Origin of the sequence: Rhodococcus pyridinivorans (assembly GCF_900105195.1) — a bacterium.
Taxonomy (GTDB): Bacteria; Actinomycetota; Actinomycetes; order Mycobacteriales; family Mycobacteriaceae; genus Rhodococcus; species Rhodococcus pyridinivorans.
In genome coordinates, this window is record NZ_FNRX01000002.1 from 244,924 (window position 1) to 259,321 (window position 14,398).

The 14,398-nt window shown below is 68.7% G+C and carries 16 protein-coding genes; 9 read left to right on the plus strand and 7 right to left on the minus strand.

The genetic code is table 11. From position 1 onward, the window contains the following. The first annotated feature begins 11 nt into the window (after positions 1-11). From BLV31_RS01750 to BLV31_RS01760, 3 genes are all read left to right on the plus strand, one after another. Positions 12-818: a CPBP family intramembrane glutamic endopeptidase gene (locus BLV31_RS01750; RefSeq protein WP_006553406.1), complete on the plus strand. Its 807-nt coding sequence runs from the start codon at positions 12-14 to the stop codon at positions 816-818. A gap of 199 nt (positions 819-1,017) precedes the next feature. Then, on the plus strand, positions 1,018-2,247 hold the full coding sequence (locus BLV31_RS01755) for an LCP family protein (RefSeq protein ID WP_248846204.1): 1,230 nt from the start codon (positions 1,018-1,020) through the stop codon (positions 2,245-2,247). 140 nt (positions 2,248-2,387) lie between these two features. Then, the gene (locus tag BLV31_RS01760; protein ID WP_229568520.1) at positions 2,388-2,933 is read left to right on the plus strand and encodes a ferritin; all 546 of its coding nucleotides are present in this window, start codon (positions 2,388-2,390) and stop codon (positions 2,931-2,933) included. Positions 2,934-3,017: 84 nt separating this feature from the next. Here the strand turns inward: BLV31_RS01760 and BLV31_RS01765 are convergent, their stop codons facing one another. From BLV31_RS01765 to BLV31_RS01780, 4 genes are all read right to left on the minus strand, one after another. Next, positions 3,018-3,935, minus strand: coding sequence for a DUF5926 family protein (locus tag BLV31_RS01765; RefSeq protein WP_064060564.1), 918 nt, complete (start codon positions 3,933-3,935; stop codon positions 3,018-3,020). Between the two features lie 62 nt (positions 3,936-3,997). Beyond that, positions 3,998-4,771, minus strand: a complete 774-nt coding sequence (locus tag BLV31_RS01770) for a glycerophosphodiester phosphodiesterase (RefSeq protein ID WP_016694581.1) — start codon at positions 4,769-4,771, stop codon at positions 3,998-4,000. Next, entirely contained in the window at positions 4,768-5,823 is a 1,056-nt protein-coding gene (locus BLV31_RS01775; protein ID WP_064060565.1) for a DUF4328 domain-containing protein, read from the minus strand. Before BLV31_RS01775 ends, BLV31_RS01770 begins: the two co-directional genes overlap by 4 nt. Next, positions 5,823-6,149 carry a rhodanese-like domain-containing protein gene (locus BLV31_RS01780; RefSeq protein WP_006553400.1) on the minus strand — a complete coding sequence of 109 codons (327 nt, stop codon included), beginning with the start codon at positions 6,147-6,149 and terminating at the stop codon, positions 5,823-5,825. The genes BLV31_RS01775 and BLV31_RS01780 overlap by 1 nt, the downstream gene beginning before the upstream one ends. 258 nt (positions 6,150-6,407) lie before the next feature. Here BLV31_RS01780 and BLV31_RS01785 point away from each other — a divergent pair, with 258 nt between their 5' ends. Next, positions 6,408-7,343, plus strand: a complete 936-nt coding sequence (locus tag BLV31_RS01785; protein WP_006553399.1) for an LLM class F420-dependent oxidoreductase — start codon at positions 6,408-6,410, stop codon at positions 7,341-7,343. A gap of 31 nt (positions 7,344-7,374) precedes the next feature. Here the strand turns inward: BLV31_RS01785 and BLV31_RS01790 are convergent, their stop codons facing one another. The 3 genes from BLV31_RS01790 to BLV31_RS01800 all read right to left on the minus strand — a co-directional run bounded on the left by BLV31_RS01790 (position 7,375) and on the right by BLV31_RS01800 (position 9,894). Beyond that, complete coding sequence (locus tag BLV31_RS01790; protein ID WP_242411670.1) at positions 7,375-7,965, minus strand: Rv1733c family protein; 591 nt, start codon at positions 7,963-7,965, stop codon at positions 7,375-7,377. 156 nt (positions 7,966-8,121) lie between these two features. Next, the gene (msrA, locus tag BLV31_RS01795; RefSeq protein WP_006553397.1) at positions 8,122-8,790 is read right to left on the minus strand and encodes a peptide-methionine (S)-S-oxide reductase MsrA; all 669 of its coding nucleotides are present in this window, start codon (positions 8,788-8,790) and stop codon (positions 8,122-8,124) included. 9 nt (positions 8,791-8,799) lie between these two features. Then, positions 8,800-9,894: an acyltransferase family protein gene (locus BLV31_RS01800; protein ID WP_033097862.1), complete on the minus strand. Its 1,095-nt coding sequence runs from the start codon at positions 9,892-9,894 to the stop codon at positions 8,800-8,802. Between the two features lie 297 nt (positions 9,895-10,191). Between BLV31_RS01800 and BLV31_RS01805 the strand changes: the two genes are divergently transcribed. The 5 genes from BLV31_RS01805 (at position 10,192) to BLV31_RS01825 (ending at position 14,370) form a co-directional block, all read left to right on the plus strand. Then, the gene (locus BLV31_RS01805) at positions 10,192-10,815 is read left to right on the plus strand and encodes a superoxide dismutase (RefSeq protein WP_006553395.1); all 624 of its coding nucleotides are present in this window, start codon (positions 10,192-10,194) and stop codon (positions 10,813-10,815) included. 232 nt (positions 10,816-11,047) lie between these two features. After that, entirely contained in the window at positions 11,048-11,581 is a 534-nt protein-coding gene (locus tag BLV31_RS01810) for a hypothetical protein (RefSeq protein WP_024102643.1), read from the plus strand. A gap of 264 nt (positions 11,582-11,845) precedes the next feature. Continuing rightward, positions 11,846-12,544 (plus strand): TMEM165/GDT1 family protein, encoded by a 699-nt coding sequence (locus BLV31_RS01815; RefSeq protein WP_006553393.1) that lies wholly within the window; start codon positions 11,846-11,848, stop codon positions 12,542-12,544. 78 nt (positions 12,545-12,622) lie between these two features. Next, positions 12,623-13,126, plus strand: coding sequence for a MarR family winged helix-turn-helix transcriptional regulator (locus BLV31_RS01820; protein ID WP_006553392.1), 504 nt, complete (start codon positions 12,623-12,625; stop codon positions 13,124-13,126). After that, a complete protein-coding gene (locus BLV31_RS01825; RefSeq protein WP_170318542.1) occupies positions 13,123-14,370 on the plus strand; it encodes an MFS transporter in 1,248 nt (415 codons plus the stop codon). The genes BLV31_RS01820 and BLV31_RS01825 overlap by 4 nt, the downstream gene beginning before the upstream one ends. The last annotated feature ends 28 nt before the right edge of the window (positions 14,371-14,398 follow it).

Genomic DNA, 14,398 nt, shown 5'->3' on the forward strand with positions numbered 1-14,398 from the left:
CAATCGCTCCGGTGACGACCCTTCGCGACTGGCTGCGGCCCGCATCCCGCAACCCCGAGCCGCCCCTCGACCCCACCGAGCGCCGCGCGCTGTGGATCGAGATCACCATCGTCCTGCTCGTCACCTTCGGCCTGAGCGGGATCTCGTCGATCCTGTCGCTGGCCGAGGCGGCGCTGGCACCAGAACCGCTGTCGGATCAGACCGTCGCCCTCAACACGCCACGCTCGTCGCAGGGGTTCATCGATCTCGCCCGCCAACTCCTCGGCATCGTGCGCCTGCTCGCCTGGGGTGCCCTCGGCCTGTACCTGCTCTGGCGCAGCGGTGTCGGACCGCGACTCGCGGGCCTCGCCCGACCCGGTCTGCGCCGGGACCTGCTGCCCGGCCTGGGGCTGGCCGCCCTGATCGGACTCCCCGGACTGGTGCTGTACCTGGTGGCGCGGGCCGCCGGCCTGAACCTGACGGTCGCGCCGAGCCTGCTCGAGGACTACTGGTGGCGACTGCCCACCGAGGTGCTGTGGGCGATCGCCAACTCCGGGGCGGAGGAGATCCTGGTCGTCGCCTATCTCCTCACCCGCCTGCGGCAGCTCGGCTGGTCGGAGAATTCGTCGTTGCTCGCCTCCGCCCTGCTGCGCGGCAGCTACCACCTCTACCAGGGCGTCGGCGGCGGGTTCGGCAACGTCGTCATGGGCCTGGTCTTCGGGCGCTACTGGCAGCGCACCGGCCGGTTGTGGCCGCTCGTGATCGCCCACGCGCTCATCGACACCATCGCCTTCGTGGGCTACCAAGCACTGAGAGGCCACGTCTCCTGGCTGCCCTGAACGTAGAGTTGTCCGGGTGAACGGCGACCCTCGCGACCCTCGGAACCGGCCGCGGCCTCCGCAGGGACTTCCCCCGCAGGGCCCTCCTGCCCGACGGGCAGTACCGCCGAACCCGCAGCGCGGGGTGCCACCGCAGCGACGGGGCGCTCCTCCGTCACAGCGTCGCGGCGGCCCCCCGCCGTCCCCAGAGGGCACCCAGGTGCTCCGGCGCGACGGACGACCGCAGTCACCGCAGGCGTGGTCGCAGGCACCCGCCCCGAACTACCGGCCCGCTCCGCGGCAGGACCGACAGCAACCGCCCCCGCAGCAACGACGCGACTGGGCACCGACGCAGCGACCCGAACGGATCGCCGACCCCGCCCCGAACCGTCGCCCGCCGCGCGGGAACACACCACCGCCCGCACCCCCGCGACGCCCTGCGGCACCGCCTTCACGACCGGGCCCGCCCTCACGACCGGCACCACGCCGCCCGCTCGGTGCCCGGCGCATCCTGCGGCGACTCGCGATCGTCCTGGTGGTGCTCGTCGTCGCGATGGGCGCGAGCATGGTCTACCTCGACGGCACACTCGCGCGCGTCGATGCGCTCGCCGATTACGACGGCCGGGTCGGCGACACCCCCGGCACGAACTGGCTGCTCGTCGGCTCCGACAGCCGCGTGGGCCTCACCCCCGAGCAGGAACAGGAACTCGCGACCGGCGGGGAGGTCGGCGCCGACCGCACCGACACGGTGCTGCTCGTCCACATCCCGCCCGGTGGGGGCGCCACGACGATGGTCTCGCTGCCCCGCGATTCCTACGTGAGCGTCCCGGGCTTCGGCCAGGACAAGCTCAACGCGTCGTTCGCGTTGGGCGGACCGCAACTGCTCGTGCAGACGGTCGAGGGCGCCACGGGCGTGCACATCGACCACTACGCCGAGATCGGCTTCGGCGGGTTCGCGTCGATCGTCGACGCGGTCGGCGGGGTCGACATCTGCGTGACCTATCCGATCGACGACCCCCTCGCCGGACTCAGGCTCGAACCGGGATGCCAGGAGCTCAACGGAGCGCAGGCCCTGGGCTTCGTGCGCACCCGCGCCACCCCGCTCGCCGACCTGGACCGGATGAACAACCAGCGCCTGTTCCTGTCGGCGCTGCTGAGCAAGGCCACCAGTCCCGGCACCTTCCTGAACCCCTTCCGGGCATGGTCGCTGATGTCGGGTGCGGCCGGGTCGCTGCGGGTCGACGACGGCGACCACCTGTGGAACCTCGCACGACTCGCGTGGGCGATGCGCGGCGAGACGGTCACCACGACGGTTCCGGTGGGCGGATTCGACGACGTCTACGGCATCGGCAACGTCTTGCTGTGGGATCGTGAGCGCGCCGTGCCGTTCTTCGGAGCCATCTCGGAGGGCGACCCGATCCCGCCGGAACTGCTCGCTCCGGCCCCCTGACGGACGCCGCGAATCGTCGTCGATCTTGGGGAAGGCTGTCCGAATTTTCCGTAGGGTAGCCGATGCTGCGTTGCCCAAGGGTAGCCAAGGCTTGGATGAAAAGCGCGTTGACCTGCACTAACGTCGTGATCATGACGACGATGGGCGACATGACCAAGACCAAGTTCCACACGCTGCTGCACGACCAGATCCGCCACGAGTTCACGGCGTCGCATCAGTACATCGCCATCGCGGTCTTCTACGACAACACCGATCTCCCGCAGCTGGCGAAGCACTTCTACGCGCAGGCCGTCGAGGAGCGCAACCACGCCATGATGATCGTCCAGTACTTCCTGGACCGCGACATGGCCGTCGACCTCACCGGCGTCGACGCGGTGCAGTCGATGTTCGAGGATGCCCGCGAGCCGATCGCGCTGGCCCTCGCCCAGGAGAAGAAGGTCACCGACCAGATCGTCGAGCTCGCCCGCACCGCGCGCGACGAGGGCGACTACCTCGGCGAGCAGTTCATGCAGTGGTTCCTGCAGGAACAGGTCGAGGAGGTTGCGACGATGACGACCCTGTTGACCGTGGCCGACCGTGCCGGTTCCAACCTCTTCAACCTCGAGGACTTCGTGGCCCGCGAGCTCAACTCGAAGGTGCGCGAGCCGCGCGGCAACGCCCCGCTCGCCGCCGGCGGTGCCATCTGATCGTTCCTCCATCCGGGGACAGCCCACCCGGAACGACGAAGGCCACCTCCCGCGGGAGGTGGCCTTCGTGCTGTCGTGAGCGGGTCAGCGCAGGGTGACCTGGCGGCTGCGCAGGCCGTCGCGCGACCGGCGCTCGGCGGCGGTGAGCGGTTCGTCCACGGCGAGGGCCTCGTCGAGGCGCTGCCCGAACTCGATGGTCGGGGTGACCCATTCGTCGGGGTGCTTCTCGCGGTCGAGGTCGAAGACCGGCACCAGCAGACCGTGGGTGCGGAACGAACCAGCGAACCGCGATCCCTCACCGAGGTGCAGACCGCCCGCCGCGTGCACGCGCGACAGCGCCGCCATCAGCGCGTCCTCGTCCTCGGGGCGCACCCAGCGCAGGTGCGCCTTCTCGCCCGGATCGACCCACCACGCGCCGCGGAGACCGTCGCCTTCGAGACGCGCGGACGGCAGCACGGCTTCGTTCGCGTGCTTGACGGTGTGCGCGATCTCGGCGCTCGGTTCGACACCGGCCGGGATCCACCAGTCGAAGTCGTTGTGGACGGTGATCGCCGGCACGGCTGCCGGGTCGATCAGCTCGGCCAACGGCGGGGTGTCGTCGTCGACACTCGCGACCTGCAGCGACGAGCCCGGCTCGGCCGTGTGCGCCCAGTACAGGGCCGCGGCCAGTTCACCCGCCGGGTCCGGGCCGAAGCCGGTGGCGAGCTGCAGGCCGACGTACGCGACCGACTCACCGTTCTCCTCGCGGACCAGGGCCGCTACCCCGCCGGGGAGGATGGTCGCACCCACGACGCGACGGCCGTCCTCGGCCGCGGGCAGCTCCGCGAGGGCCGACGGCACGAACTCGCGCAGTGCCACGAGATCGCATTCGAAGGCGAGTCCTTCGAAGGGCCGGGACGTCGCGGCGGCCGCTGTTTCCCGCTCGAGTCGGCGCTGCTCGAGCTTCGCGGCGCGGTTGCTGCCGGGCTTGGGTCCGCTGTTTCTCTTGCTCTTCTTGGCCACGGCGTCAAACTACACGGCGACCCGTGTCGCGATGTCGAGGTCGCGGGACCGGGTGAGGGTGCTCACCGATCGAAGGCGGCGTCGAGCTGCAGCTTGGTGCGCCCGGGATGGTTGGTGGCGACCCACTCGACGCCCAGCTCGCGGCACAGTTCGACGTCGGCGGGGTCGTCGACGGTCCAGCAGTAGGTGGCCCGGCCCGACAGCGCAGCCCGGTCGACGAGATCGCGGTGCTCGCGCAGCGTCGCGATCGAGGGACCGACAGCGGTCGCGCCGACGGTGGTCGCGGCACTGCCGCGCAGGTAGCGCGAGGTCTCCCCCAGCAACACGGTGGGCAGCAGCGGCGCGGCCCGGCGGATGCGCCAGACGGCCCCCGCCGCGAACGACATCACCACCACCCGGGAGAAATCGGCCGATGCCGGGGTCGCGAGACCGAAGCGGGCCAGTTCGGCGAGCAGTTTGCTCTCCACGAGACCGCCGTAGCGGACGGGATGCTTGGTCTCGACGAAGACCTTCACCGGGACACTCGTGAAGTCCATGACGAGTTCGAGCAGTTGCCGCAGCGTGAGCAGGTCGGCGGGCTCGCCGGGGCGTCCGTAGTCGTACTGCGCGAGCTCGTCGAGGGTCATCTCGCTGACGACACCTGTGCCGTTCGAGGTGCGGTCGATCGTGCGGTCGTGCACGCACACGAGGTGACCGTCGCGGGTGAGCCGCACGTCGCATTCGACGCCGTCGGCACCTTCCTTCAATGCGAGCTCGTAGGCGCCGATCGTGTGTTCCGGGAGGGCGGCGGACGCACCGCGATGCGCGACGACCCGGGGATGCGCGCTGCGGGTCACGGCGCCACCGCCTCAACGCGCTCCTCGTCGTCCGCTCGTTCTCCGGCCGATTCCGGAGCGTCGTCCTGTTCTTCGCGGGCCTGTTCCTGCTCGCGCACGGCGGCGGGGACGATGGGCGCGATCGGCGACGAGGCCGGACCTGCCGCGTGGGTGAAGCGGCGACGGCGCAGCGGCCGTCCCCACAGGTCGGCGTCGTCGAACAGGCGCAGGACGTGCAGGGTCGACAGCGCGACGACCGTCCCGAGCGCCGCGAGGACGGCGGTGAGCAGGACGCCGTCGGCGCGGGCCTGCAGGGTGTCGCGCTGACGCCACGCGAGCAGCGCCACCATGAGCACACCGTTGACCACCCACAGCACCCACCAGGTGCGGATCGCGCGGAGCAACCGCGGGTCGCGGTCGGCGATCTCGGTGAGGAAGACACCGGGCATCGCGAGGTTGAGGCCCGGAACGACCAGCCCCGCGAGGATGGACAGCGGCGACCGCGACTCGGCGAGACCACGCTCGGCGTAGATGCGCCGGCGCAGGTCGATCAACCGCAATCCGGATGCGACCGCCGCGGCCAGCGCCACGACCGGCCCGACCACCTGGGTCGCCCACACCGCGGCATCTGACAACGCGAGCACGAGCGGGTCGACGAGACGGGTGCGGTTGTACAGCAACACTCCGTACCGGACGGCCTCGGCGACCGCCGCGAGACCGAAGACGACGGCGGTGCCGACGAGCAGCGTCGGCGCGAGGTCGGCGGCGGTCTCGGCGCGATCGGGTTCGACGGCCTCGTCCGGGAGCGGATCGAGCAGTCCCCAGCGGGGCATCTCACGATAGGACGGGGTCTCGGGAGCCGGACACCCGTGCGCGGGCGACGTCGGTTCGGTCGTCGGAGCACCACCCGCGGGTCGCGCGACCCAGCGGAAGTTACGGCGCGACGGAGGAACCGTCCCGTCGGGGGCGACGGGTGAGAGCAGCACACCGCGGCAGGCCGGGCACCACTGCCGCGGCTGATATGTCACCGACCAGCGATTCTCACAGCGCACACAGATCTGATAGGCCGACATCAATAGATCTTTGCCGGTTCGTCGCGCTCGGAGACGAGCGGGAGTCCGTGCTTCTGCCACGCCACCATGCCGCCCGCGACCTGGAAGGTCTCGTACCCGATGCGGGCCAGGTACTCGACCGCTCCGAGGGAGCGGCCGCCCTGCCTGCAGATCACGTAGATCTCGGCGTCGGGGTCGAGTTCCTCGATGTGGGCGGGCACGTCGGCGAGCGGAATGTGCAGCGCGCCGGGGGCGTGTCCGAGTTCCCATTCGTCGTCCTCGCGGACGTCGAGGAGGACGACCTCGTCGCCGAGTTCGGGTACCAGGTCGACCGACACGGTGGGCACGTCGGAAAAGCTCACGTCTCAATAGTGGCACGCGGCGTGAACGGATGTGGGTGTGGTCGTACCGATACTGTTCCGCAGGTGGGGCAGGTAGGTCTTCCACAACACTCCCCATCAACCCCATCCGCTGGAGTTATCCACAGTTTCCACAGGTTCATCAACAGGCCTATCCACGCATGGGGAATCACACTCGAGACATCTCACAGTGGACAAGCGCCCGCCGATGGCGCGCGCCGGGTCCGTCGCTGAAATGATCGGGTCATGGAATTACGCATCTTCACCGAACCCCAGCAGGGCGCCACCTACGACGACCTCCTCGCCGTCGCACAGACCGCGGAACGACTCGGCTACGGCGCGTTCTTCCGCTCCGACCACTACCTGGCCATGAACGCCGAGGGTCTGCCCGGACCGACGGACGCATGGATCACGCTGGCCGGTCTCGCCCGCGACACGTCGACGATCCGCCTCGGCACGCTCGTCACCTCGGCGACCTTCCGGTACCCCGGCCCGCTCGCAATCTCCGTCGCGCAGGTCGACGCCATGAGCGGCGGACGCGTCGACTTCGGATTCGGAGCCGGCTGGTTCGAGGAGGAGCACCTCGCCTACGGCATCCCCTTCCCCACGCTGAAGGAGCGGTTCGACCGCTTCGAGGAGTCCCTCGCGGTCATCACCGGCCTGTGGGACACCCCCGAGGGCGAGACGTTCTCGTACGAGGGCGAGCACGTGCGGATCGAGAACTCCCCGGCGCTGCCGAAGCCGTACCAGCGTCCCCACCCACCGATCGTCATGGGCGGCGCAGGCAAGAAGCGCACGCCGGCACTGGCGGCGCGCTACGCCGACGAGTTCAACGTGCCGTTCAAGTCGCTGGACGAGACGAAGGTCCTGTTCGAGCGGGTGCGCTCGGCCTGCCGGGATGCTGGACGCGACCCCGAGGAACTGACCTACTCGAACGCACTCGTGCTGTGCTGCGGCCGGGACGAGGACGAGATCGCGCGTCGCGCGGCACGGATCGGCCGTGAGGTCGACGAACTGCGGGAGAACGGACTCGCGGGCACGCCGCAGGAGTTGATCGAGAAGATCCGCACCTTCGCCGAGGCCGGGACGCAGCGCATCTACCTGCAGGTCCTCGATCTCGCCGATCTCGAGCACCTCGAACTGGTGGCGAACGAGGTCATGCCCGCCGTCGCGGATCTCTGACGCGCAGGCGGTGCTTGCAGTCCTAGCCGGGTCAGTGGCTGCTGGTGGAGCCGAGGAACGCTTCGATGTCCCGGCTCCACTCGCGGCTGCGCCGCACCTCGAGACGCCAGTGCGCGAGGGCGAACAGCCCGGCCGCGGCGGCGGCGGAGAACGTCCACAACCACACCCCGGACAGCACGGCGGTGAACTTCGCGGCGGAGGTGGTCAGCGGGGGCTGCGTGTATTCGCCGGTGCTCCCCTCAACCCAGACCTGCACCTCGCTGCCCGCGGTCGCGAGACTGTCCACCTGGACGAGCGCGTGACGCGTCTCGTCGCCCCAACCCCAGGTCGCGGGGGCCGAGGAGATCTTCACGGTCTCGCCCCATCCGGAGGAGTCGCTCAGGGCATCGGCGTCGAGGACGGCCGTGACGCTGACACGTTCGGCATTCTGCTTCTCGGAGAGTTCGAGCTGGGAGCTCCACATGGTGGCGGACACCCACACCGCGACGGGGATCAGGATCGCCATCACGGCGATCATGAGGGTGAAGCAGCGCGCCTCGAGCTTGTCGGTGCGACGCACGAGCGGATCCCGCCTGCGCAGACTTCGCCGTGTACGCCGCAGATACCCCGCTCTGGTCGTCATGTCGGCAAGCCGTCCCTTTCCCCCTCTGGAATGATCCCTTCTTCCAGAATGCGTCCGCCTTCGGGGAAGTTCAAGGAACGCCAACGCATCTCACACTCGCACTGCGAGCGGAGATGTGGTGCGCGACACCGTCGAACCCTGAGGCCCGACGCTCTCTCAGGCGCCGAGGCCCACCGGGCAACTCACGCCGGTGGCGTGGACGGGGCAGTAGCCGTTGGGATTCTTCGCGAGGTACTGCTGGTGGTAGTCCTCCGCGTAGTAGAACTGCGTGAGCGGGGCGATCTCCGTGGTGATCTGCCCGTATCCGGCGTCGGCCAGTCGCTTGCCGAACGCTTCGGCCGTGGCCTCGGCGACCTCGATCTGCGTCTCGTCGTGGGTGTAGATCGCCGAGCGGTACTGGGTGCCGTGGTCGTTGCCCTGCCGCATGCCCTGGGTGGGGTCGTGGTTCTCCCAGAACTGCTGCAGGATGTGTTCGTAGCCGATCACCTTCGGGTCGAAGACGACGAGCACCACCTCGGTGTGCCCGGTCCGGCCGGAACACACCTCCTCGTAGGTGGGGTTGGGGGTGTAGCCGCCGGAATAGCCGACCGCGGTCGAGTAGACGCCGTCGAGCTGCCAGAACTCCTTCTCGGCGCCCCAGAAGCAACCCATGCCGACGACTGCGGCCTGCAGGCCCTCGGGGAAGGGGGGAACGATGCGGTTGCCGTTGACGTAGTGGGTCTCGGGGACGGGCAGCGGTTCGGCGCGACCGGGGAGCGCGTCCTCGCGCGTCACCATCTGCGACTTCGAACCTGCACGGGCGAGGATCTCGTCGAACCAGGACATGACCCGATGCTACGCGCGGGTCGGAGCGACAGTCCGTTCGTCGGAAGCGACCTGCTTCGGCGCGAGCCAGCGGCTCTTGATCCAATGCGCAGCCGGAACCTCGACGCTGCGGTACAGCACCTCGGCGACGAGACCGCAGCCGATCAGCAGCAGCACGATCGCCGCGGTCGTGCCGACGATGCCCACGGTGTTCTCGTAGATCCGGTACATCACGAGGGTGTGGGTCAGGTAGATGCAGTAGCTGCGGGTCGCGACCCAGGAGACGACGGTCGAGCGCGCGAGGCGCCCGTCGTACCGCGCGACCAGCACGATCGCCGCGAAGACCACCGTCACCGTCCACAGATAGCGGCTGCCCGACCAGTAGACGTTGATGTCCGTGGCCATCACGATCACCGCGATCTGCGCGAACATCGCCGCCAGCAGGGCGCGCAGCGAAATCAGGCCGGCCCAGCCGAAGTACACGATCTGCCCCAGGAACAAGGTCGGCAGCGTCGACGCGATCTTCGACAGGAACGGCACCGTGTACGGCTCGGGCACGTACAGGTTGTAGAGGAGCACCAGCATGCACAGCACGGCGCCGAGCATCGGCACCGCCACCGGCGCCGTCCGCAGCAGCGACCGTCCCGCCACGCACCACAGGTAGAACGAGATCTGTGCGGCGAGCGTCCACACCACGCCGAGCACGATCACCTGTGGTTTCAGGAAGAACGCAGCCAGGAAGAAGGACAGGAACGCCTCGGAGACCGACACCGTGGTGTGGCCGCTGAAGGTGCCGTTGATGCCGAGCCACACGAGCACGACCGCGGCGAGGATCGCCACCCAGAAGGCCGGCAGGAGCCGCGCGGCCCGGGCGATGAGGAACTTCCGGCGGTCCTGCCGGATCGCGGACCGGGTGACGAGCATGCCCGTGAGCATCATGAACGCCGTCACCCCGACGGACGACAGGTGCTGGTTGAGGCCGGCGCCCTTGACGAGTACCTCGTAGGTGAGGTCGATGCCCCACCAGCCCGTCCCGAGGTCGTCGATCAGGTAGAAGGCGATGTGGGAGTAGAGCACGGCCGCGACCGCGACGAACCGGACGACATCGACGCCCGGCAGATCCACACGCGGTGCATCGGCCCCGCGTGTCGGTTCGTTCAGGAAGGGCCGAAACACGCGCCAATGTTAAGGTCCCGTTCACGCAGCCGTTGCCGATGGTCCCGATATCCGACTGTTTGCGCTGGTGAGAGCTATTTTCCGGACGCGTGGGCCGTTCCGGGTGCTCTCCGACACAGTCGCGGTCCGATCGTGTCCGCATTACGGGGAATGTTGCGGACGGTGTAGTTATGGACTTGGGTGGAAACCCGAGAAGGTACGGAATAACTGCACGGGCCGGACGGCCCGGTGAAGAAGGGACCCTTCGTGGCTGAATACACACTTCCGGACTTGCCCTACGACTACGCAGCGCTCGAGCCGCACATCTCGGCGAAGATCATGGAGCTGCACCATTCGAAGCACCACGCCACCTACGTCGCCGGTGCGAACACCGCTCTCGAGAAGCTGGCCGAGGCCCGCGAGAACGGCACCATGGCGGCCCAGGCGACCAAGCTCGAGAAGGACCTCGCCTTTCACCTGGGTGGTCACACCAACCACTCCGTCTTCTGGAACAACCTCTCCCCCGAGGGTGGCGACAAGCCCGAGGGTGAGCTCGCTGCTGCGATCGACGATGCCTTCGGTTCGTTCGACAAGTTCCGCGATCACTTCTCCGCGAACGCGAACTCCATCCAGGGCTCCGGCTGGTCGATCCTCGCGTGGGATTCGATCGGACAGCGTCTGATCATCGTCCAGCTGTACGACCAGCAGGGCAACATCCCGATCGGCCTGACCCCGCTGCTCATGCTCGACATGTGGGAGCACGCCTTCTACCTGCAGTACCAGAACGTCAAGGCCGACTACGTCAAGGCCTTCTGGAACATCGTCAACTGGGCGGACGTGCAGGCTCGCTTCGAGCGCGCTCGCACCGCCACCTCGGGCCTGATCGTCTAGTACGGATCGGTCATACAGGTCGCGAGACCGACAGCGAGGGCGCCGGGACACCGGCGCCCTTCGTCGTCTCCGGGCCTGGTCTTTCCTATCCGCTACAGGAATCGCTATCCGCCGCAGCAATTGCCGAGGCGGATAGCAAGAGGTGTAGCGGCAGTGCTGGCACTCGACACCTCTTGTGTGCCAACGAAGAAAACGGGCATTCTCCCCTTACCGACCGAGAGGGAGGAGTGGGATGAACGCCGAGGAACACAGCCGCATCGAGCTGTCCGCATTCCAGTCCGCCGGGTCGCTTCGAGGTTTCGTCGTCTCGGGCAGATGGCCCGCGACCACCCGCGAATGGGCCCAGGTGCTGGCGATGACGGTGCGGATCGCGTCGCTGCCGGGACTGCTGCCCACCTCGACGGTCTTCGGGGTCAAGGAAGAACTGCCCGACGACCCCGAGCCCGGAACCGTGGGCCTCGTGGTCGCCGAAGGTCCGGTGCTCGGCGAGCGTGCCGTGCAGCCCGGACGGTTCGCCGAGCATCAGCCGCCGGCACTGATCATGCTGCATCCGCCGTCGGAGACGACGCCGTCACTGCCGGAGAACGCCGGCGCCGCCTCGGGCTGCGTGCTGCTCCCCGGGATCCCACATCTCGGGCTCGAGCATCGCGCCGCGTGGGTCGAGGCCGAACCGGACGGCACGGTGACGGCACTGGTCAGCAAGGTGGGAGTGGATCCGGGCAACGACCCCGACACCGCGATTCTGGCCATGCTGCTCGCTTCGTGAGGGCGCCCTGAAAACGAGAGTTCGGTTCTCCTAAAGTTAGCATTTCCTTTACAGAATTCGGCTCGCCGGGCTAACGTTGTCGTCGGCGAAGGGGAGTAGCCCCCAATCGCAGGGTCGACATACTGGCGGCGCCCGACAACGGCACTGCCCGGCCCCGCGGACCGGATCATCCTCCGGTGGGCGAGACCTTCGGCCGCTGGTCGCACCGTGCGTCCGGCGTCCGGAGGAAGCCCCGTTTCCTCCACACGAAAGGAGGAAACGCATATGTGGTCCGCGCTCGTCCTGTCCTTCGCAGTCGTCTTCGTCGCCGAACTCGGCGACAAATCCCAGCTCATGGCGATGACCTTCGCCCTGCGGTATCGCTGGTGGGTCGTCCTGTCGGGGATCCTGTTCGCGACCACCGCGGTGCACCTCGTGTCAGTGGCTGTCGGGCACTATCTGGGTGTCGCGATCCCCGCGACCGCCATCTCCATCGTCGGCGGCATCGCCTTCCTGATCTTCGGTGCGTGGACGCTGCGCGGCGACTCCCTCGACGACGACGAGCAATCCAAGGCCGGACGCGTCGCGCGCTCCGCCTTCCTCGCCGTGACCTCGGCGTTCTTCCTCGCCGAACTCGGCGACAAGACGATGCTCGCGACCATCACGCTCGCGACCGACAACAACTGGGCCGGGGTGTGGATCGGGTCCACCGTCGGCATGGTCGCCGCCGACGCGCTGGCCATCGTCATCGGTGCCGTGTTCGGCCGGCATCTTCCCGACAACGCCATTCGCTACGGTGCTTCCGCCCTGTTCTTCGGCTTCGGCGCGTGGATGCTCGGCGACGGCCTGTTCCCGGCGACCGGCGTCGTCGGACCGATCGCCGGCGCGGTGGCCCTGCTGCTGTCCGTCGCCGCGATGGTGGTCGTCCGCCGGCGCGCCCGCCGTGTCACGGAGGACGAGGCCCCGGCGCTCATGCGTCCCTGATCACCGTTCCGAACAGTGTCTTTCCACTCTGCACAGGAGTATGCTTGCCGATAGGCAAATAAATTCGGAGGTGGTTCCATGTCTGAACTCACGGACAGCACCCCTCGATCCGAAACTCCTCCGTTCGACGCGGAAGACGTCCATCGTCTGCGTATCGCGATCGGACGGATCTCCCGCCGCATGGGCATGTTCGCCTCGGAGGAAGGGCTGACGCGTTCGCAGTCGACCCTCCTCACGACCGTCGCCCGCCACGAGACGATCGGAGTCCGCGACCTCGCGGAGATCGAAGGGCTCAACCCCACCATGTGTTCGCGCATGGTGGGCAAACTCGAAGACGCCGGGTTGCTCACCCGGTCCCCCGACACCGACGACAAGCGTGTCGTCCGCGTCCACATCACTCCCGCCGGTGCCGCACTCTCGGCGGAACTGCGCGACCGCCGCACCGCCCTGTTCGCCCGTCACCTCACCGAACTGAGCGACCGGCACCTCGAAGCTCTGCACGACGCACTGCCCGCCCTCGAGGCACTCTCGCAGCGCGTCGCCGATTCACCGCGCCCCTCCGCCGAGAGGGGTCGCCCGTGACAATGCTCGCCGACATCAGAGGACAGACCTTCGCCGCCCTGCGCGGCCCCAACTTCCGCCTCTACATCAGCGGCCAGGCCGTCTCGCTCATCGGCACGTGGATGCAGACGGTCGCGCAGTCGTGGCTCGTCCTGCAGCTCACCGGCTCCGCGACCGCCATCGGCATCGTGCTCGCACTGCAGACCGTGCCGATGCTGCTGCTCGGCCCCTACGGCGGCGTGGTCGCCGACCGCTCCGACAAACGCCGGCTCATGATCGGGTTGCAGACCCTCATGGGTGTGCAGGCCCTGATCCTGGGGCTGCTCGTCGTCACCGACACGATCGCCCTGTGGCACGTCTACGTCCTGGCGGTCGCGCTCGGCCTCAACCAGTGCTTCGAGAACCCCGCCCGACAGTCGTTCATGCTCGAACTGGTCGGTCCGGAGGATCTGCGGAACGCCGTGAGCCTGCAGTCGGTCCTCGCCTCGTGCTCCCGCATGATCGGCCCGGCCGTCGCCGGCCTGGTCATCGCCGCGGGCGGACTCGGCGTGTGCTTCCTGCTCAACGCCGCGAGCTTCGTTGCCGTCGTCACCTCCTTGCTGCGACTCGACGTCTCCCGGCTCCAGCGCTCCCCCGCCGCCGCCCGCGCGAAGGGACAGCTGCGTGAGGGTTTCGCCTACGTCCGCAGCACGCCCGACCTGGCCGTCCCGCTGTCGATGATGGCGCTCGTCGGATGTCTGGCCTTCGAGTTCCAGGTGGTTCTGCCGGTCCTGGCCGACCACACCTTCGCTGCCGGTGCCGGGGCCTACGGCTTCCTCACCGCCGCGATGGGCGCCGGATCGGTGGTGGGGGGCCTCGCCGTCGCCACCTGGGGTCGCACCGGAACCCGGCCGCTGATCCTCACCTCCCTCGCGTTCGGCATCGCCATGGCGGTCGCCGCCGCGGCCCCGAACCTGACCACGCTCATCGTGCTCATGGTGATCGTGGGCGCACTGAGCGTGACGTTCACGTCCACCACCAACAGTTCGCTGCAACTCGCCTCCGCGCCGACGATGCGCGGACGGGTGATGGCCCTGTGGTCGGTCGCCTTCCTCGGCTCCACGGCCATCGGCGGTCCCATCGCCGGATGGGTCTGCGAGCAGTGGGGTGGCCGGGCCGGATTGCTGCTCGGTGCCGTCGCGTGTCTCGTCGCCGCGGCGATGGGAGTCGTCGCACTGCGCCGCCGGACCGCGACCCCCGCGGAACCCGCGGCCGTCACCGGTTAGGGTTCGTGACGAACGACACTCACACGGG

Coding starts and splice junctions, on each gene's coding strand:
- BLV31_RS01760 (WP_229568520.1), top strand. CDS start 2,388: ATGGGCGACATGACCAAGACCAAGTTCCACACGCTGCTGCACGACCAG.
- BLV31_RS01775 (WP_064060565.1), bottom strand. CDS start 5,823: ATGTCGGCCTATCAGATCTGTGTGCGCTGTGAGAATCGCTGGTCGGTG.
- BLV31_RS01785 (WP_006553399.1), top strand. CDS start 6,408: ATGGAATTACGCATCTTCACCGAACCCCAGCAGGGCGCCACCTACGAC.
- BLV31_RS01790 (WP_242411670.1), bottom strand. CDS start 7,965: ATGACGACCAGAGCGGGGTATCTGCGGCGTACACGGCGAAGTCTGCGC.
- msrA (WP_006553397.1), bottom strand. CDS start 8,790: ATGTCCTGGTTCGACGAGATCCTCGCCCGTGCAGGTTCGAAGTCGCAG.
- BLV31_RS01810 (WP_024102643.1), top strand. CDS start 11,048: ATGAACGCCGAGGAACACAGCCGCATCGAGCTGTCCGCATTCCAGTCC.
- BLV31_RS01815 (WP_006553393.1), top strand. CDS start 11,846: ATGTGGTCCGCGCTCGTCCTGTCCTTCGCAGTCGTCTTCGTCGCCGAA.
- BLV31_RS01820 (WP_006553392.1), top strand. CDS start 12,623: ATGTCTGAACTCACGGACAGCACCCCTCGATCCGAAACTCCTCCGTTC.